The following is an 18,865-nucleotide window of genomic DNA, read 5'->3' as shown; positions in this document are numbered from 1 at the left end:
CCTCTATTCTGTTTCGGCGTTGAATTTTTTACGTAATGCCTGATGAATTTTTGCTTGCTCTTCATCAGTCAGCGCTTGGTATTCGTTATTAGATACAACAAAGAAATCCTCGGCACGTTCACCTACCGTTGTAATACGGGCAGCGTGAATGTGTAGTAAATGCGCTTGGAAAACTTCGGCTATTTTGGTTAGTAAACCTTGTATATCGACGGCTTGAATTTCTATTAAGCTACGGTCTTTGCGTGCATGTGGGCGCAACACAATTTTAGGTTTAATATTAAAATCTTTAAAGCGTTGAGAGCGGCTCTTTTTAAAGCGAATTTTTTTGCGTGGATCGCTAAGTGCTTGCTCAAGCCCGCGTTTAATTGATTGCGCTCGACCGCTCGCTATAGGGTCGCCACTTACTTCAAGTATTACAAAGCTAAACAGGACGTAACCGTCTTTTGTGGTCAGTACTTGCGCGTGTTGTATTTGTGCTTTTTTAGAGCCAATTACACTCACTAATCTCGCAAATAGCGCACCAGAGTAGGGGCTGTATACAAATACTTGTGTACCCCCATGCATTGCTTTGTTAGATACAATTACACTGGGTTGGCTTAAATCGGTGCTGCTTAATAAATGCTCACTTTGCCACGATATTTGTTGTTCGCTAAAGGCGGTAAAGTAGTTGGCTTTAAAGCGACTCCAAATTAAATCAATTTTATTCTCAGGGTAACCTAAGTTGAGTAGACGTTGTTTAGCTTGGTGCTTTTTATCGCGAATTTGGTCGCGTTGATCCATTGGGTTTTCAAGCCCTAGGCGTAATGCGCGCTGCGTGTGCAAGTACAATTCACGCAGTAGGGTGTTTTTCCAATCGTTCCATAAGTTGTCGTTGGTTGCACGTATGTCGGCAACGGTTAAACAATATAAATAGTCGAGTTGGCGCTCTGTTTTAATACGTGTTGCAAAGTCTTTTATTACAGCAGGGTCGTTAATATCTTTACGCTGCGCGGTAACCGACATAAGTAAATGGTTACTTACAAGCCATGCTACTAATTTCGAATCAGAGGATGAAAAACCATGTAATTTAGCAAAGGCTATAGCATCAACAGCGCCAAGTTCTGAGTGATCTCCCCCTCGGCCTTTAGCAATGTCGTGAAATATACCGGCTAAATAAAGTAGCTCTGGTTTGTCCATTCGAGTGACTATTTCACTACAAATAGGAAACTCGCTAATGCCTGTTTTATCAAAGTATTCGTAAATATTTTTGATTAATTTGTGAGTATGCTCATCTACGGTGTAGGCGTGAAACAAATCGAACTGCATTTGTCCAAATATATTACGCCACTGCGGTAAGTAGGCGGCAAGCATGCCGTGCTTGTGCATAAGCGTAAATGCGCGGCCCATACCATTAGGGTGTTTAACTAAGCGTAAAAAGGCTTCACGACAGGCTGCATAATCTTGTAAATCCCCCAATAAACGACGGCGTACTTGGCGAATTGTACGAATAGTGCTTGGGTAAATATGCGTTATTGTAGGGTTGTCTGCTATGTGCTCAAACAATACAAAAAGTTGGTCACGTCTAAAAAATACAGATGGATCTTTTACGCGTATTTGATGACCCACTTGCTCAAAGTTTCTGTCGAGTACTATCACCGTTTTTTCACTACTTTCGGGCATGATACTTTGCTCAAAGTATGAAAGTAGCATTTGGTTAAGTTCACGAACGCGGCTCATTATTCTAAATAAGCGCTTCATCATACGCTCAACAGAGGCTTTACCGTCGCTACCAAAACCTAAAATTTCGGCGGCTTGTGGTTGATGATCAAACAATAAGCGGTTTTCAGCCCGACCTGCGGCTAGATGCAGTGCAAAGCGAATATTCCATAGGTTCTCAAGGCACTCTGAAAGCTCTTGAAACTCTTCATGGGTTAAGTAGCCGTGACTTATTAACTCTTGCAGAGTTTCGGTTCTAAAGTGCTTTTTTGCAACCCAAATAATGGTTTGCAAGTCGCGCAGGCCACCGGGGTTTTCTTTAATGTTTGGCTCAAGATTATACGCGGTGCCGTGGCACTTTTTGTGACGTAAGTTTTGTTCTTGAACTTTGGCAGTAAAAAACTCACCGGAGCGCCATACGGGTGTTTCTAGAATATGCGTTTTGAGTTTTTCAAACTCAATATGATTACCAAAAATAAGGCGGCTTTCAAGTAAGCTGGTGGCAAAAGTAACGTCTTCACGTTTTTGATCAATGGCTTGTTCTATAGTGCGCACGCTGTGACCAATCTCTAAGTTGAGATCCCATAGCATGGTGACAAACTGGCCTATTTTTTCGCATATTTCTTCGCTTGGCGGTTTAGTTACAAGCAATAAAAAGTCGATGTCGGAGTAGGGATGTAGCTCCCCTCGTCCGTATCCGCCTACTGCTATTAATGCTAAATCAGGTTCGCACGCTAAGTCGTAAACATGAAAAAGCTTAATTAGTAGGCGGTCAATAAACTCAGCCCGGGCATTAATTAAATTCCCAACCGGTTGTTTAGAAAATTCGTTATGTAACCATTTATAAAAATAGCTAGAACAATCGCGATAATCACTAAGTTGCTCAGCATCGCTGAGCAACTTTTTTACTTTGTTGGGTAATGCCACGTGGGCTGGCTCCTAATTTCTTATTTATTATTAGTGTTCTATGATCCTGTCGATAGTATCATCTGATCGTAGCGTTAAAATTTCAACACCATTTTCAGTCACTAATAAAGTATGTTCCCACTGTGCAGACAAGCTGCGGTCGCGAGTTACTACAGTCCAATCATCTTTAAGTAGCTTACATTGGCGTTTACCCGCATTAACCATTGGTTCAATTGTTAAGCACATGCCCGCTTTTAGAGTTTCGCCAGTACCCGCTTTACCGTAGTGCATTACTTGTGGTTCTTCGTGAAATCCTGCGCCAATACCGTGGCCGCAATATTCACGAACAATAGAGTAATTAAAACTTTCGGCATATTTTTGAATAGCAGAGCCAATATCACCTAAGCGCACACCTGGTTTTACCATTTTAATAGCAAGGTATAAGCTTTCTTGTGTTACTTCTGAAAGACGCTTAGCTTGGATGTTTGGTGTTCCAACCTGGAACATTTTAGAAGTATCGCCGTGGTAGCCATCTTTAATGACTGTTACGTCAATATTTACGCTGTCGCCTTCTTTTAATGCTTTGTCATTTGGAATTCCGTGACAAATAACATGATTAACTGACGTACAAACTGATTTTGGAAAGCCATGATAATTTAACGGAGCAGGGATTGCTTGTTGCACATTAACAATATAATCATGACAAAGTGTATTTAGCTCATCGGTGGTAACACCCGGCACTACATGAGGTCCGATCATTTCAAGTACATCGGCCGCTAAGCGCCCAGCTACGCGCATTTTCTCTATTTCTTCAGGGGTCTTGATAATAGCGCTCATTGAGGCTCCAAAGTTGAGTTTCTAACATTTATCGCCGAACAAATTTTGCACGCGACGTTGAGTATTTAATTTTAATATGGTATAAAGCGCGCCGTCTTTTTACAAATAAATTCTTAAATGATTTTTTGTATTTAAGGCAAACACAATTTTATTTTAACACACACACGTATCGTCACATACACTTGGGTGCATTTGAAGTTTAATTACTTCGGTGTTGGTGCTATGGGATATGTGGAGGCCTAACCCTAAACAACTATAGAGGATCTATAAAATGGCAAACGTTTCAATGCGCGATATGCTTCAAGCTGGTGTTCACTTTGGTCACCAAGCACGTTACTGGAACCCTAAGATGAAGCCTTTCATCTTCGGCACACGTAACCGTGTACATATCATCAACCTTGAGCAAACTGTACCAATGTTCAACGACGCACTTAAGTTTTTATCAAGTGCTGCAGCAAACAAAGGTAAAGTTCTTTTCGTTGGTACTAAGCGCGCAGCAAGCGACGCAGTTAAAGCAGCTGCTTTAGAAAGCGATCAGTTCTTCGTAAATCACCGTTGGTTAGGTGGTATGTTGACTAACTGGAAAACTGTACGTCAATCAATCAAGCGTCTTAAAGACCTTGAAGCACAAAGCCAAGACGGTACTTTCGAGAAATTAACTAAGAAAGAAACGTTAATGCTTAACCGCGAAATGGAAAAGCTTGAAAAGAGCCTTGGTGGTATCAAAAACATGGGCGGTCTTCCAGACGCACTTTTCGTTATCGATGCTGACCACGAGCACATTGCTATCCGTGAAGCAAACAACCTAGGTATCCCTGTTGTTGCAATCGTTGATACTAACTCTAACCCAGACGGCGTTGATTACATCGTTCCTGGTAACGATGATGCTATCCGTGCTGTAAGCCTTTACACTAGCGCTGTTGCAGCTGCTATCACTGAAGGTCGCGAGAATAACATCGTTGCTCAAGCTGAGAAAGACGATTTCGTTGAAGCTGAGTAATTAGCTATCATCAAGTCTTCATCTTTTTAAGGTGAAGACTTGTTATTCTTGTAGAGCGGGTAACCCGCTTATCTAAACCAGATTTCAGATTTGAGGATTTACTAATGGCTGTAACTACTGCCCTAGTTAAAGAATTACGCGAGCGCACAGGCGCTGGCATGATGGATTGTAAAAAAGCGTTAACTGAGACTGATGGCGACATCGAGTTAGCGATTGAAAACATGCGTAAAAGTGGCGCTGCTAAAGCTGCTAAAAAAGCAGGTAACATTGCTGCTGAAGGTACTATCATCATCAAGCAAAACGCTGGTGTTGCAGTACTAGTAGAAGTTAACTGTCAAACAGATTTCGTTGCAAAAGACGTAAGCTTTTTAGCATTTGCTGATAAAGTTGCTGAAGCTGCAATTGCTGACACTCTTACTATCGAAGACTTACAAGCTAAGTTTGAAGAAGACCGTGTTGAGCTAGTAACTAAAATTGGCGAAAACATCAACGTACGTCGTCTGCAGTACATCGCTGGTGAAAACCTAGTTGAGTACCGTCATGGCGACCGTATCGGTGTTGTTGTTGCAGGTGTTGCTGATGAAGAAACACTTAAGCACGTTGCAATGCACGTTGCTGCTTCACGTCCAGAGTACTTAACTCCTTCAGACGTACCAGCTGACGTTGTAGAAAAAGAAAAGCAAGTACAAATCGAAATCGCGATGAATGAAGGCAAGCCTGCTGAAATCGCTGAGAAGATGGTTGTTGGTCGCATGAAAAAATTCACTGGTGAGGTTTCTCTTACTGGTCAAGCTTTCATCATGGAACCTAAAAAATCTGTTGGCGATATTCTTAAAGAGAAAAACGCAACAGTTACTGGCTTTGTACGTGTAGAAGTTGGTGAAGGTATCGAGAAGAAAGAAGAAGATTTTGCTGCTGAAGTTGCTGCTCAAATTGCAGCTGCTAAAGGTCAGTAAGATTAACTATTTGTGATGCAAAAGGAAATTAGATGCAATTAAAGTACTATTTGGTTTTGCTTCACAGCTAGAAATTCTTTAAAATAACCGCGCTTTTATGTTTAACATAAGCGCGGTTATTTTTTATCCATAATTCAATAAAAGTTGGCCCCTATACTATGACTATCAATCGCAAACCTATTTTTAGACGTGTTCTTCTCAAATTAAGTGGTGAAGCTTTAATGGGAGACGAAGGCTTCGGCATCGACCCTAAAGTTTTAGACCGTATGGCACAAGAAATTAAAGAGCTAGTAGAGCTTGACGTAGAAGTGGGTTTAGTTATTGGTGGAGGTAACTTTTTACGCGGTGGTTCACTTGCAGAAGCTGGTATGAACCGCGTAGTAGGCGACCACATGGGTATGCTTGCAACGGTTATGAATGGCCTTGCAATGCGTGATGCGCTACACCGTGCATTTGTAAACTGTCGTTTAATGTCGGCTATTCCGCTAAATGGTGTATGTGACGCTTATAACTGGGCTGAAGCAATTAGTTTATTGAAAACTGGCCGCGTTGTTATTTTTGCAGCGGGCACCGGTAACCCATTTTTTACTACCGATTCTGCAGCGTGTTTACGCGGTATCGAAATTGAAGCGGATACAGTAATTAAAGCGACTAAAGTGGATGGCGTGTACAGTGATGATCCTGTTAAAAACCCAGAAGCGACGCTTTACAGCCACTTAAGCTACAATGAAATCATTGAAAAAGAATTAAAAGTTATGGATTTAGCGGCATTTACTCTAGCCCGCGATCACAATATGCCATTGAGCGTATTTAATATGAATAAATCAGGCGCGCTAAAACGCGTAATTATGGGTGAAGAAGAAGGAACACTTATTTCTTCACAAGCCTCAGATGAAATAATCAAATAATTAGGATTAAACCGTGATTAACGATATTCAAAAAGACGCGCAAGCGCGCATGCAAAAAAGTGTAACTGCACTAGGTAGCCAATTATCTAAAATTCGTACTGGCCGTGCACATCCTGCAATCCTAGATGGCATTATGGTGTCGTACTACGGTGCACCAACGCCTTTAAACCAAGTTGCTAACGTAACAATTGAAGATTCTCGTACACTTGCTATTGGTGTATTTGATAAGTCTTTAGCGCAAGCTGTTGAAAAAGCAATTATGGCGTCTGACTTAGGTTTAAACCCTATGTCGGCAGGTACTGTTATTCGTGTACCACTTCCTCCACTTACAGAAGAGCGTCGTAAAGACCTAATCAAAATTGTACGTGGCGAAGTTGAAGGCGGTCGTGTTGCTATTCGTAACATTCGTCGTGATGCTAATGGTGATGTAAAAGGTTTATTAAAAGATAAAGAAATATCTGAAGATGAAGCGCGTCAATCAGATGATGCGATTCAAAAACTTACAGATAAGTTTATCAAAGAAATGGATACTCTATTAGCTGCTAAAGAAGCAGAGTTAATGGAAATCTAAGTAGGGCCTGTTTATCTTTTAAGGTAGAGTTTGCAGTAGTGTGTTTGGTTTTAAGGCAAGGCAGAGCCTACGTAGTGAGGTTATTCCCCATTATTAGGCGATAGCAATGCATAAAATCTAATAACGCGCTGCCCAAAGGGTTCTGCCTAGATTGAATAAATTACAATCCTGAAAGGTCGACAGGACCTATTAAAATTATTAGTTTTGAAACGCCGTCTAGGGTATACTAGGCGGCGTTTTTTTATGGAATACTCGATATTTATGGTTCTAGATGCTGACACAATTTCACAGCAATGTTTACCTAAACATGTTGCTATCATCATGGATGGGAACGGACGTTGGGCACAAGCTAGAAATAGACCTCGTGTGTATGGGCATAAAAAAGGAGTAGACGCAGTTCGTCAATCTGTTCAGTTTTGTACTAAATTAGGGATACAATCGTTAACCTTATTTGCTTTTAGTAGTGAAAACTGGCGCCGCCCTGAAGACGAAGTAAACACTTTAATGGAGCTTTTCTTATTTGTTTTAACAAAGGAAGTTAAAAAGCTTCATAAAAACAATGTAAAACTGACCATTATTGGAGATTTATCACGATTTTCTGAAGGATTACGTAGCAAGGTAGACGCTGCGCATAAGCTGACTGAAAATAATGCCGGATTGCGCTTAAATGTTGCAGCTAATTACGGTGGTCGTTGGGATATGGCTAACGCGGCTAAACAACTTGCTTTGCAAGTTGCGCAAGGCACACTCAACGCAGAAGATATTACAGAAGAGCGCTTAGCACAGCATATGAGCATGGCAGATCAGGCTGAACCTGATTTACTTATTCGCACTGGTGGCGATGTTCGTATTAGTAATTTTTTACTATGGCAAGTTGCTTATGCAGAACTTTACTTTACCGAGACACTTTGGCCTGATTTTAATGAAGCAGCATTTGCTGAGGCTATAGCGTGTTACGTTGCCAGAGAGCGACGTTTTGGTTGTACGGGCGAACAAATAAAACAATTACTCGCTCAAACCTAAATAGAATAAGGGTCACATTTTGTTAAAACAACGAATTTTAACCTCACTTGTGCTTGCACCATCGGCATTAGCTTTGGTTTTTTATACACCGCTTACGTTATTTAGTTACTTTGCCGGTGCAATAGTATTATTAGGCGCATGGGAATGGTCTGCGTTTATGGGTTTATGCGATAAGCTCAAACGTGGTGCTTTTGTTGTATTGATTGCAGCCTTACTTGGCCTGCTTAATTTACATTGGCCTATTGAATCACTATGGGAAAATGGCAAGCTAGTAGGTGATGCAAATTACGTATTTACGCTTTCGTTTGCTTGGTGGATTGTTGCTAGTTATTTAATTTGGCGCTATCCAGAAATCGCTAAAGCGTGGAATGAAGGTTTAGTAATGCGCGGCATTGCAGGTTTATTAACACTTGTGCCGTTATGGCTTGCACTAAATACGCTGCGCAGTGCGCAATATGCTGAATCAACACATTTTGGCTCGGTACTGATTTTAGTCGTATTGGGTATTGTGTGGAGTGCAGACGTTGGTGCTTATTTTTCAGGTAAGAGCTTTGGTAAGCATAAACTTATGCCAAAAGTGAGCCCTAATAAAACAATTGAAGGGTTAGCAGGCGGTGTAGTCGCTTCTATCATTTTTGTTTTAGCATTTTGTCACTTTACCGATGTTGATTTAGGTGTTTGGCCTATCTACGCGATAATGACTGCATTTATTGCATTGTTCTCTGCGGTAGGTGATTTACTGGAAAGCATGTTTAAACGTGAAGCCGGTTTAAAAGATAGCGGCCGTTGTTTACCTGGGCACGGCGGTATTTTAGATCGCATTGACAGCTTAACGGCTGCAGCTCCAATGTTTGTAATGTGCTATGCGTGGACTCTTAGTTTATGAGCCAAAAGCAATTGCTGGTTATTTTAGGCGCAACAGGTTCAATTGGTTTAAGTACACTAGATGTTGTATCGCGCAATAAAGAGTTATTTGATGTTTTTGTTTTAGCTGCAGGGCAAAACGCAAAAAAAATGGCTGAGCTGTGTATTGAACACGAACCACTTTATGCGATTATGGCTACCCAGCAAGCCGCTGAGCAGCTATCTGCTTATTTAGCTAATACACAATGCCAAACGCTTGTTATGCACGACGAGCAAGCAATGTGCGACTTATGTGCTCACTCAGATGTTGATGTCGTGATGTCGGCAATTGTAGGTGCAGCTGGTTTACTGCCAACATTAAGTGCAGTAGAAGCAGGTAAAAAAGTACTCCTTGCTAATAAAGAATCGTTAGTTATGTCAGGTCAGTTGTTTATTGATAAAGTTAAACAACATAAAGCGACCTTGCTGCCAATTGATAGCGAACATAATGCTATTTTTCAATGTCTACCTTCTTCGTTACAAAATGCCAAAGGCGATCAAAATTTACAGCAACATGGCGTAAGTAAAATTTTGCTAACCGGTTCTGGTGGCCCGTTTTTAACGCGCGATATAAACACACTAAAAGATGTAACTGTAAGTGAAGCCGTGGCGCATCCTAACTGGTCGATGGGTCAAAAAATATCAGTAGACTCGGCCACTATGATGAATAAAGGCTTAGAGTTTATTGAAGCTAAGTGGTTATTCAATTGCGACACCAGTGATATAGACGTAGTGATTCATCCACAAAGTATTATTCACTCAATGGTGCAATATCATGACGGTTCTATTTTAGCGCAAATGGGTAACCCTGATATGCGCACGCCAATTGCCCATGCACTTGCATACCCGGAGCGAATTAATGCAGGCGTTAAACCGTTAAACTTCTCTGATATATGTGATTTCTCATTCACCAAGCCTGACTTTTCTCGCTATCCAAATTTACAATTAGCGATTGATGCGTGTAGTGCAGGGCAGGGCGCGACTACAACGGTTAATGCTGCAAATGAGATAGCAGTAAGTGCATTCTTAAACGGTAAAATTGGTTTTACTGATATATACAAAATAAATGCACAAACGCTTGAAGCTGCAACGTATACCAATGTACAAAGCTTAGATGAAATTTTAGAGTGCGATAAATTAGCGCGTATTAGCGCTTCAGAATTTATAACAAAAGTGGCGCATTAATATGTTTGATTTTTTTTGGAATCTTGGCTCATTTATTTTAGCGCTTGGTATTTTAGTGGCCATACATGAATATGGCCATTTTTGGGTTGCACGAAAAATGGGCGTTAAAGTGCTGCGTTTTTCAATTGGCTTTGGTAAGCCATTGTTAAAATGGCACGATAAATATAATACCGAATATGTGATTGCGGCTATTCCATTAGGCGGTTATGTAAAAATGCTTGATGAGCGTGTTGATGACGTGCCGGCAAACCAACGTCACTTGTCGTTTAACGCTAAATCTGTACATGCACGTATTGCCATAGTTGCAGCGGGTCCAATGGCCAACTTTTTGTTTGCCATTTTTGCTCTTGCTGTAATGTATATGGTGGGTGTGCAGTCGGTAAAGCCTGTGGTAGGTAGCATTACCGAGGGTAGCCGGGCAGAGCAAGCGGGCATTATGCCTTCTCAACATATTATAAAAATTGGTGATGATGATATAACGACATGGCAAGATGCCACGTTTGCACTTATGTCTAATTTAGGTGAAGAAAGCGTTGAAGTGATAGTGCGCGATAAAAACCTTCAACCACGTGTTAAAACGCTTAATTTAGAGGGGTGGAAACTAGATCAGCAAGACGTGCCACCACTAAGCTCGTTAGGTATTGTACCGTTTAGACCTCAAGCCACTTTAACAATTGCCGCGGTGACTAAAGATTCAGCTGCAGAACACGCTAATTTACAAGTTAATGACAAAATTTTGGCTGTAAATGGTGAAACAATAAGCAATTGGCAGCAATTAGTTAATCTTATTACGCAATCAGCTAACAAATCTTTACAATTTAGTGTAAAAAGACAAGATACTATAAAAGCCATTACAGTAACCCCTAAAGGGCGCATTGATAATAACGGTATTGAGCAAGGCTTTTTAGGCGTTGCTCCTGTTGTACAGCAATGGCCTGATGGTTATGTAGAGACTAGACATTACGGCCCGCTCGATAGTATCGTGCGAGGCACAAAAGAAACGTGGCGCTTAATTACACTCAGTTTTGATATGATTGGTAATTTAATTACAGGCCAGGTTTCGGTTAAGAATTTAAGTGGCCCCGTGGGCATTGCAGTAGGCGCTGGAACTAGCGTAAGCTATGGGTTAGTGGCCTTTTTAAGCTTTTTAGCCTTAATAAGCGTTAACTTGGGTGTATTTAATTTATTACCCTTACCAGTGCTTGATGGTGGACACTTAATGTATTACATAATTGAACTTTTTCGTAAAAAGCCGGTCTCTGAAAAGACACAAGAGTTTGGTTTTAAAGTGGGCGCCTTGTTGCTCATTTTTCTAACATGTTTCGCTTTGTTCAATGATGTATCGCGTTTGTAGTTTTACAGCGTGGCAAATTACTAATTAGAACACGATTGTAAAGCACCACTTTAGTAGGGTGTTATGCGGTAATACAGTTGTAAAGGATAAAGATAATAAAATGGCTATAAAAAAACATTTGGCAGTAACAAGTTTATTGGGTGCAAGTTTTGCAGCCCTAGGCCAAAACTCCTTTATTGTTGAAGACCTGAAAGTTGAAGGTTTACAGCGTGTAGCACTTGGTGCAGCGCTAACACATATTCCTATTAACGTAGGCGATAATGTTGATGACTATACGATTTCAAAAACAATAAAGTCACTTTATCGTTCTGGGCACTTTGATAACATAAAAGCCCTTCGTGATGGCAACAACGTTATTTTTAAAGTAACGGAACGTCCTACCATCAGCTTCATTGAGTTTGAAGGCAATAAAGACATTAAAGACGAGCAGCTTAATGAGTCTCTTGATCAGCAAGATATTCGCCAAGGTGAACCACTTGATAAAACCGTTATCGATAGTATCGAAAAAGGTTTAGTTGAGTTTTTCCACAGTATTGGTAAATACAACGCTAAAGTAGATATCAGTATTACTAAGTTGCCACGTAACCGCGTTAAACTTAAGTTAGAGTTTGATGAAGGTGATGCTGCTTCTATCCGCCAAATTAACTTAGTGGGTAATGAACTTTTTTCTAATGAAGAGCTTCTTAAGCTTGCTGAATCTCAGCAAGATTTACCTTGGTGGCAGTTTATGGGTAGCGACCGTTACCAAAAGCAAACCATTGAAGGCGATTTAGAAAAAATTCGTAGTTATTATTTAGACCGTGGTTACCTACGTTTTAATATCGACTCAACGCAAGTTTCAGTGAGCCCTGAACGTGAATCAGTTTACGTTACAGCTAACTTAACTGAAGGCGTAAAATATAAAGTTAAAGGTTTTGACTTTATTGGTGACTTGCTTGGCCGTGAAGACTTAATTAAAAGTGTTATCCCACTTAGAGCGGGTGAGCTTTATAACGGTTCTGTAGTTACTTCATCTGAAGAGTTTATTAAAAGCTACTTAGCACGTTTTGGTTACGCTAATGCTGAAGTGCGTACAATTCCAGAAATTGACGACGAAAAGCAAGAAGTACAATTAACACTATCGGTTAATCCAGGTAAGCGTGTATACGTTCGTCGTATTATTGTTGGCGGTAACCAAAATACGGCAGATGAAGTACTTCGTCGTGAAATGACACAACTTGAAGGCGCATGGTTATCTAATCAAAACCTTGAGCGTTCAAAACTGCAAATTCAACGTTTGCCTTATATGGAAACTGTTGATTTTAACGTAGTGCCTGTACCGGGTGTGGATGACCAAGTAGATGTAGACTTTACTGTAAAAGAGCAATCTGCAGGTAGCTTTAATGCTGGTCTTGCTTATGGTTCTTACTTAGGTCTGCAGTTTAATATTGGTGTAACAGAATCTAACTTTTTAGGTACAGGTAACCAAATTGGTTTAAACCTTAATACGTCTACAGGTTCTGAAAGCTTAAGCTTATCGTACACAGACCCATACTTTACGCCAGATGGTGTATCGCAAGGCAGTAGCATCTTTTACAGAAACTACGATGCAAGTAAATTTAGCCTTGTTGAATATAAATCGAAAAGTTATGGTTTAGGCACAAATATTGGTTTTCCAATTGATGCTGTAAATCGTGTTAACTTTGGCGCCCGTTGGATTAAAGAAGAGCTTTCGGATATTGCAGAGTACGAGCAAACGCGTGTACTTCGTGAAACATTCTTAGATCCAGATAACCCAGATGCAGGCTTTGACTTTACTAAGTATGAGCTGAGTGTTGGTTGGTCGCGTATCACCGTTAACCGTGGTTTATTCCCAACAGCGGGTTCGCGTCAAACTCTAAACTTAACAGCAACAACGCCTAACTCAGATCTTCAGTACTTTAAACTGAATTACGATTCGCGTTTTTACTGGCCTATATCAAATGACCACCGTTGGGTATTCTCGACGCGTGCAGCACTTGGTTATGGTAATGGTTATGGTTCTACAAACGGGTATGAGCAAACACTTCCATTCCAAGAGTACTTCCGTATAACGGAAATGGAACTACGTGGCTTTGACCGTAATACAATATTACCACGTGCTGTATCGCGTATACCGCAGTCTATTCCAGGTACGCCAGGTGCAGACGGTACTACAACCGGTAGCATTGGTGGCGCATCAGAATTTGATATTCTAGTGCCACAAGGCCGTATTGGTGGTAATGCTAAAGCAGTGGCAGGTATGGAGCTAATTGTTCCTACGCCATTCTTAGATGAAGAAAATACCAGCTCTGTACGTACGAGCTTCTTTGTTGATGCTGCTAACGTATGGGATACAGAGTTTAATGTAGACCGTTTCCAAAACCTAGCACCAGATGAGCGTGCTAAATTAGATGACTATTCAGACCCTATGCGCTTTAGGGTGTCAACCGGTCTTTCATTACAATGGATCTCTCCAATGGGTCCAATGCTGATCAGTTTTGCGTATCCATTGCAAAAAGAAGAAGATGACGATACGAAAACCATCAGCTTTAACATTAGTAACACTTTTTAAAGGAGTTTTTTATGACTAAATTATTTAAATCAACAGCTGTAGCAGTTTTAGCAACTTTAATGATGGGTACTTCTGCGAGTGCACTTGCACATAAAGTAGGTATTGTTGACATGCAAGAAATCTACAAGCAAATTCCTCAAATGGCTAAAATTGAACAGTCTTTACAAACTGAGTTTGCTGAGCGCCGTCAAGAGCTTGAAAAGCTACAAGGCGATATTCGTTTTGAAGCTGAAAAATTTAAACGTGAAAGTACAACTATGAGCCAAGCTCAAAAAGATACATTACGTGAAAAAATTCAGGGCATGCAAAAAAATCTTGCTGAACAAGGGCGTCCTTTAGAGCAAGAAATTAAAGCACGTCAAAACCAAGAGCTTGCTAAAGTTCAAGGTGTAATCATCAAAACAATTGAAGAGATTGCTAAAGATGGTGACTTCGACGAAGTTAAAGTAAAAGACACAACAATTTACTTTAACCCTAAAGAAGTGACTGATCTTTCATCTAAAGTTGTAGCCGCTGTTAGTAAGAAATAATCACTCTATGCAAAATTATACGCTTTCGCAAATTGCGGAACTTCTAGGCGCCGAACTTCAGGGTGATGGCGCTTTAGAAATAAAAAAAATAGCGACACTTGCAAATGCCCATTCTGGGCATATTGCATTTTTAGCGAACTCAAAATATCGCACGCAACTTGAGACCACTCAAGCTAGCGCTGTAATAGTAAGCCAAGCCGATGCAGAGTACTTTAGTGGTAGCAAAGTTATTGTTGCTAATCCGTATGTAAGTTACGCAAAATTAGCGCAATTTATGGATACGACGCCACGATCAGCATCTACAGGTATTCATCCAAGTGCAACTGTTCATTCAACAGCTATTGTTAGTGACAGCGCCGCAATTGGTGCTAACGCAGTCATTGAAGCTAATGCAGTGATTGGTGACAACGCGCAAATTGGTCCGAACAGTTTTATCGGCGAATGTGTTAAAATAGGCTCTGGCACTAAGCTTTGGCCTAGTGTGACTATTTATCACGATGTTGAAATTGGTTCAGATTGTTTGTTTCAAGCAAATAGTGTTGTAGGTAGTGATGGGTTTGGTTATGCGAACGAACGCGGGCAGTGGGTAAAAATACCTCAGCTTGGCTCTGTGATCATAGGTAATAAAGTTGAAATAGGTGCAAGTACCACAATCGATCGTGGCGCACTGGACAATACCATCATTCATAGCAATGTTATTATCGATAATCAGTGTCAAATAGCGCACAACGTTGAAGTTAATTCAGGCACCGCAATCGCGGGCTGCACCGTACTTGCAGGAAGCGTTACCATTGGTAAAAACTGTCAAATTGGTGGCATGGTTGCAATTAATGGTCACATGTCTGTATGTGATGGTGTTATAATTACCGGCATGAGTATGGTGACAAAATCAATCACCGAACCAGGTATTTACTCATCTGGTATGCCCCATACAACAAACAAAGAATGGCGTAAATCAATAGCTCACTTGCGTAACCTTTCAGACATGAAATCTCGTCTTAAAGCGCTGGAAGCATTGGCTAAGTCATAACGTTGAACACTAATAAGGATGCTATTTTGGCAAACGAATTAAATAGCCTTGATATTCAAGAAATTTTAAGTTTATTACCGCACCGTTACCCGATGCTATTAATTGATCGTGTTATTGATTTTACACCTGGCAAGTCTTTACATGCTATTAAAAATGTTTCTATAAATGAACCAATTTTTACTGGGCACTTTCCAAATCAGCCAATTTTTCCTGGTGTGCTAATATTAGAATCAATGGCGCAAGCAACGGGTTTATTAGGTTTTAAAACAGTAGAAAATCGTAGCGAAAACGAATTGTATTTGTTTGCTGCTGTTGATAACGCACGTTTTAAACAACCTGTAATTCCTGGTGATACAATGCATCTTCATGTTGAGTTTTTAAAAGAACGTCGCAACATTTGGAAGTTTGCTGCAGAAGCTAGAGTCGACGGCAAAGTTGTATGTAGTGCCGAAATTATGTGTGCGAGAAGAGAGTTTTAATAGTGATCCATTCTACAGCAATAATCGAACCTGGCGCTAAACTAGGCAACAATGTCTCAGTTGGTCCGTATAGTTATATTGGCAATGATGTTGTTATCGGTGATAACTGTATTATTGAGTCTCATGTTGTTGTTAAAGGGCCATCAACTATTGGCTCTGGCAATCATATTTTTCAGTTTGCGTCTGTGGGCGAAGCCTGCCAAGACAAAAAATACAACAACGAGCCAACCACATTAATCATGGGTGATAACAATGTTATCCGTGAATGTGCCACTATTCACCGTGGTACAATTCAAGACCAAGGCGTTACTAAAATTGGTAGTAATAACTTATTTATGGCTTATACACACGTTGCACATGATGCAGTAATTGGCGATAACGTAATTTTTGCTAACAATGCAAGTGTGGCCGGCCATGTACATGTAGGCGACTGGGTTATCTTAGGTGGTAATTCGGGAGTTCATCAGTTTTGTAAAATTGGTGCACATGCCTTTATTGGTATGTATTCAGGTGTTAACAAAGATGTACCACCTTTTGTTACTACCATTGGTATGCCAGCAGGTCCTGCCGCTATCAATAAAGAAGGCATGAAACGTCGTGGTTTCGAAAGTGATGAAATTATGGCTGTACGCCGTGCATACAAAGCATTTTATCGTAAAAGCTTCGGTGCAGACGAAGCGATTGAATCGCTTAGTGAAGATGCTGCAAAGTACCCTGCTGTGAAATTGATGGTCGACTTTGTTAAAGGTTCTGAGCGCGGTATTGTAAGATAACGGCTTCTTAATTAAAAAAACCACCTTAGAGAAATCGAAGGTGGTTTTTTATTATTAAAGTTTACTGTCGCGTTAGTTCAAACATTTGATTTTCAGATCCAGCGCTGCAAGTCCATTGCAATAGATTTGCTCCGTCATTTGCTTTATTTCCCTCAATATCAAAACAAAGTTCACTATTACGATTTATTATCCGCCATTTTCCTGTACCTGCGGCTTGGAATCTAAATTGTTGATTATAACTACCGGTATATGTGTACAGAGCAATGTTTGCACCATTAACCGTTGAGTTAGCGGCTACATCAAGGCCCTTCGATGGAGCATTAACTGGTGAAATTCTATGCCAAATACCATCGACCGTTGATATATTGAATTTTTGACAATCGTTATTTAACCATGACCATTGCGATATGTTAGCACCATTGCTATTTGCACAATTAGCTACATCAAGTGATTTAGCACTGTGCTTAGGTGTAACCCTGTATACGCCATTAACTAGGGTATTAGTGACTGAACTACCTGAGTCGTTATAGCCATTGTAAACCTCAAATTCAGCAACTCTCGGTGTTGAGTTTGAAGAGTTAATAACAAAACTGACTTTTGACAAATTTACACTCGAAAAGGTGATTACATTAGGTACAGCCCCGCCATTAGCGAGCGTTGTGCCTGTATCGTAATTAACCAGCGACCATGAAGTAATATTTCCTTGAGCACCTGACGCTTCAATAATCTTTACAGCATTAATTGTCGTATTTAAGTTTTTAATATTTATTGTGCCAGTAGATGAATTTGGCGACCAGTAAGTGGATGTATCTCCATCTTTAACATTACCATAACTTGTACCGCTGGCTTTAGAGCTGCCATCTACACCTGCAGCCAAAGCAAGATTTTCCCCTGAAGGAGTCGGCTCAGGTGGATTTGTTGGTTCAGTAGGCTCAGTTGGATCTGTGGGCTCAGTCGTACCACATTCACCATTGGACTCTTTTAAGCCCTTATTTGCACCTGCGGTTGCTGCAATAATTGCAGGAACACACTGAGTATTATCCAGTTGATAGTTATAAGGTATGCTAATAGAAGTAGTTGATGAAGGATTTGGGCCTGCTGGGTGAAGCTTACTTTCATCTTCAGACCAATCAATATTGTCCCAGATATTACCGCTTACTTGCCAATATCCCATATCGTTAGTGTAAAAAGTACCTAGTGGGTCTTTAGAGTCTTGAAAGTAGTTATTTTCTGCACGTATTTTACCACCTATGCGTGGATTCATCCCAGATGACTGTATGCCACTATAGTAGTTATTATAAGCATGGGCTGTTGCATGTCTGAGTAAGGGGGTTCGTGAATTTATATTTTGATAGTAGTTATGATGGAATGTTACAGGGCCATTAGCATCATCGCTGTCGCTCGAGCCAACCAAACCACCTCGACCTGAATTACGCAAAATGCTATAAGATAAAGTTACGTATTTTGTATTATTTTTCATATCAAAAAGTGCATCATAGCCACTGCTTTCACCACCACTTGCTTCAAGTGTTACATGGTCAACCCATACATTTCGAACATTAGATTCCATACCAATTGCATCACCTCCGTTTGAGATTGGTGAGCCTGATTTTTTTACATTTCGTACATGAACATTTTGAATAATAATGTTTGACGAAGAACGAATATGGATACCGAGTTGGTCAAATAAAGCACCACTGCCAACACCAATAATAGAAACGTTACTAATTTCTTTTAGTTCAATTAAGTCAGGACCAGTGTTACAGCTATCACCAGATACCTTGCTTGTATTACCATGATTAATTGTGCCTTCAACTTGAATGATAATTGGTGTATCACTCGATGCACGATTACATAAAGCTTGGTGTATTTGGGTTCCTGTTGTTGCATATACTACATCACCACCGGCACCACCTGTTGTATTACCGTTTGTTGAAGCATATCCAGATGCATTTGCAGCTAGGGCACTGCCGCCATAAATTGCGGCTAATATTGCAGTTGTGTGTAAAGAGTATTTTAAAATATTAGTTTTTTTCATTTTAACTCCAATTAAAATGGTTTTCAGTGTAAAAACTTTTGTATTTAAGACTGCAGTGATCATTAACAAGTTTTATTCTTGAACTACAAATGCCACCGGTGGCAT

16 protein-coding genes are annotated in these 18,865 nt (G+C 40.4%); 13 read left to right on the top strand and 3 right to left on the bottom strand.

Annotated elements, in window-relative coordinates; all coding sequences use genetic code 11:
* Positions 1–3: 3 nt before the first annotated feature.
* Both glnD and map read right to left on the bottom strand, forming a co-directional pair.
* The gene (glnD, locus tag ABX891_RS12880) at positions 4–2,622 is read right to left on the bottom strand and encodes a [protein-PII] uridylyltransferase (protein WP_354629682.1); all 2,619 of its coding nucleotides are present in this window, start codon (positions 2,620–2,622) and stop codon (positions 4–6) included.
* 30 nt (positions 2,623–2,652) lie between these two features.
* Complete coding sequence (gene map / locus ABX891_RS12875; protein ID WP_309166967.1) at positions 2,653–3,438, bottom strand: type I methionyl aminopeptidase; 786 nt, start codon at positions 3,436–3,438, stop codon at positions 2,653–2,655.
* A gap of 271 nt (positions 3,439–3,709) precedes the next feature.
* Here map and rpsB point away from each other — a divergent pair, with 271 nt between their 5' ends.
* The 13 genes from rpsB (at position 3,710) to lpxA (ending at position 16,722) form a co-directional block, all read left to right on the top strand.
* Positions 3,710–4,438 carry a 30S ribosomal protein S2 gene (rpsB, locus tag ABX891_RS12870; RefSeq protein WP_002958321.1) on the top strand — a complete coding sequence of 243 codons (729 nt, stop codon included), beginning with the start codon at positions 3,710–3,712 and terminating at the stop codon, positions 4,436–4,438.
* A gap of 104 nt (positions 4,439–4,542) precedes the next feature.
* Positions 4,543–5,394 (top strand): translation elongation factor Ts, encoded by an 852-nt coding sequence (gene tsf, locus ABX891_RS12865; RefSeq protein WP_002958320.1) that lies wholly within the window; start codon positions 4,543–4,545, stop codon positions 5,392–5,394.
* A gap of 158 nt (positions 5,395–5,552) precedes the next feature.
* A complete protein-coding gene (pyrH, locus tag ABX891_RS12860; RefSeq protein ID WP_024596498.1) occupies positions 5,553–6,302 on the top strand; it encodes a UMP kinase in 750 nt (249 codons plus the stop codon).
* A gap of 49 nt (positions 6,303–6,351) precedes the next feature.
* Positions 6,352–6,873 (top strand): ribosome recycling factor, encoded by a 522-nt coding sequence (gene frr, locus ABX891_RS12855; protein WP_206013162.1) that lies wholly within the window; start codon positions 6,352–6,354, stop codon positions 6,871–6,873.
* Positions 6,874–7,116: 243 nt separating this feature from the next.
* Positions 7,117–7,896 carry an undecaprenyl pyrophosphate synthase gene (uppS, locus tag ABX891_RS12850; protein ID WP_354629681.1) on the top strand — a complete coding sequence of 260 codons (780 nt, stop codon included), beginning with the start codon at positions 7,117–7,119 and terminating at the stop codon, positions 7,894–7,896.
* Between the two features lie 19 nt (positions 7,897–7,915).
* Positions 7,916–8,782 (top strand): phosphatidate cytidylyltransferase, encoded by an 867-nt coding sequence (locus ABX891_RS12845; protein ID WP_354629680.1) that lies wholly within the window; start codon positions 7,916–7,918, stop codon positions 8,780–8,782.
* On the top strand, positions 8,779–9,984 hold the full coding sequence (gene ispC, locus ABX891_RS12840; protein WP_354629679.1) for a 1-deoxy-D-xylulose-5-phosphate reductoisomerase: 1,206 nt from the start codon (positions 8,779–8,781) through the stop codon (positions 9,982–9,984). Before ABX891_RS12845 ends, ispC begins: the two co-directional genes overlap by 4 nt.
* Before the next feature lies 1 nt (position 9,985).
* Positions 9,986–11,338 (top strand): sigma E protease regulator RseP, encoded by a 1,353-nt coding sequence (rseP, locus tag ABX891_RS12835; protein WP_165742986.1) that lies wholly within the window; start codon positions 9,986–9,988, stop codon positions 11,336–11,338.
* Between the two features lie 100 nt (positions 11,339–11,438).
* Positions 11,439–13,910, top strand: coding sequence for an outer membrane protein assembly factor BamA (gene bamA / locus ABX891_RS12830; RefSeq protein ID WP_354629678.1), 2,472 nt, complete (start codon positions 11,439–11,441; stop codon positions 13,908–13,910).
* Positions 13,911–13,921: 11 nt separating this feature from the next.
* On the top strand, positions 13,922–14,440 hold the full coding sequence (locus tag ABX891_RS12825; RefSeq protein ID WP_165742987.1) for an OmpH/Skp family outer membrane protein: 519 nt from the start codon (positions 13,922–13,924) through the stop codon (positions 14,438–14,440).
* Positions 14,441–14,447: 7 nt separating this feature from the next.
* Positions 14,448–15,470, top strand: coding sequence for a UDP-3-O-(3-hydroxymyristoyl)glucosamine N-acyltransferase (lpxD, locus tag ABX891_RS12820; RefSeq protein ID WP_354629677.1), 1,023 nt, complete (start codon positions 14,448–14,450; stop codon positions 15,468–15,470).
* 26 nt (positions 15,471–15,496) lie between these two features.
* The gene (fabZ, locus tag ABX891_RS12815; protein ID WP_002958310.1) at positions 15,497–15,949 is read left to right on the top strand and encodes a 3-hydroxyacyl-ACP dehydratase FabZ; all 453 of its coding nucleotides are present in this window, start codon (positions 15,497–15,499) and stop codon (positions 15,947–15,949) included.
* 2 nt (positions 15,950–15,951) lie between these two features.
* On the top strand, positions 15,952–16,722 hold the full coding sequence (lpxA, locus tag ABX891_RS12810; protein ID WP_354629676.1) for an acyl-ACP--UDP-N-acetylglucosamine O-acyltransferase: 771 nt from the start codon (positions 15,952–15,954) through the stop codon (positions 16,720–16,722).
* A gap of 61 nt (positions 16,723–16,783) precedes the next feature.
* Here the strand turns inward: lpxA and ABX891_RS12805 are convergent, their stop codons facing one another.
* A complete protein-coding gene (locus ABX891_RS12805; RefSeq protein WP_354629675.1) occupies positions 16,784–18,760 on the bottom strand; it encodes a pectate lyase family protein in 1,977 nt (658 codons plus the stop codon).
* Between the last annotated feature and the right edge of the window lie 105 nt (positions 18,761–18,865).

The organism is Pseudoalteromonas sp. NCIMB 1079 (genome assembly GCF_040567695.1).
Classification (GTDB): domain Bacteria; phylum Pseudomonadota; class Gammaproteobacteria; order Enterobacterales; family Alteromonadaceae; genus Pseudoalteromonas; species Pseudoalteromonas distincta.
Note: the sequence above shows the minus strand (reverse complement) of the source record. Positions and strands in the feature narration are given on the sequence as shown.

What these genes read in the sequence shown, in the direction of transcription:
- map (WP_309166967.1), bottom strand. Translation starts at nt 3,438, where the DNA reads ATGAGCGCTATTATCAAGACCCCTGAAGAAATAGAGAAAATGCGCGTA.
- rseP (WP_165742986.1), top strand. Translation starts at nt 9,986, where the DNA reads ATGTTTGATTTTTTTTGGAATCTTGGCTCATTTATTTTAGCGCTTGGT.
- ispC (WP_354629679.1), top strand. Translation starts at nt 8,779, where the DNA reads ATGAGCCAAAAGCAATTGCTGGTTATTTTAGGCGCAACAGGTTCAATT.
- ABX891_RS12825 (WP_165742987.1), top strand. Translation starts at nt 13,922, where the DNA reads ATGACTAAATTATTTAAATCAACAGCTGTAGCAGTTTTAGCAACTTTA.
- bamA (WP_354629678.1), top strand. Translation starts at nt 11,439, where the DNA reads ATGGCTATAAAAAAACATTTGGCAGTAACAAGTTTATTGGGTGCAAGT.
- tsf (WP_002958320.1), top strand. Translation starts at nt 4,543, where the DNA reads ATGGCTGTAACTACTGCCCTAGTTAAAGAATTACGCGAGCGCACAGGC.
- uppS (WP_354629681.1), top strand. Translation starts at nt 7,117, where the DNA reads ATGGAATACTCGATATTTATGGTTCTAGATGCTGACACAATTTCACAG.
- rpsB (WP_002958321.1), top strand. Translation starts at nt 3,710, where the DNA reads ATGGCAAACGTTTCAATGCGCGATATGCTTCAAGCTGGTGTTCACTTT.
- ABX891_RS12805 (WP_354629675.1), bottom strand. Translation starts at nt 18,760, where the DNA reads ATGAAAAAAACTAATATTTTAAAATACTCTTTACACACAACTGCAATA.
- lpxD (WP_354629677.1), top strand. Translation starts at nt 14,448, where the DNA reads ATGCAAAATTATACGCTTTCGCAAATTGCGGAACTTCTAGGCGCCGAA.
- frr (WP_206013162.1), top strand. Translation starts at nt 6,352, where the DNA reads ATGCAAAAAAGTGTAACTGCACTAGGTAGCCAATTATCTAAAATTCGT.
- pyrH (WP_024596498.1), top strand. Translation starts at nt 5,553, where the DNA reads ATGACTATCAATCGCAAACCTATTTTTAGACGTGTTCTTCTCAAATTA.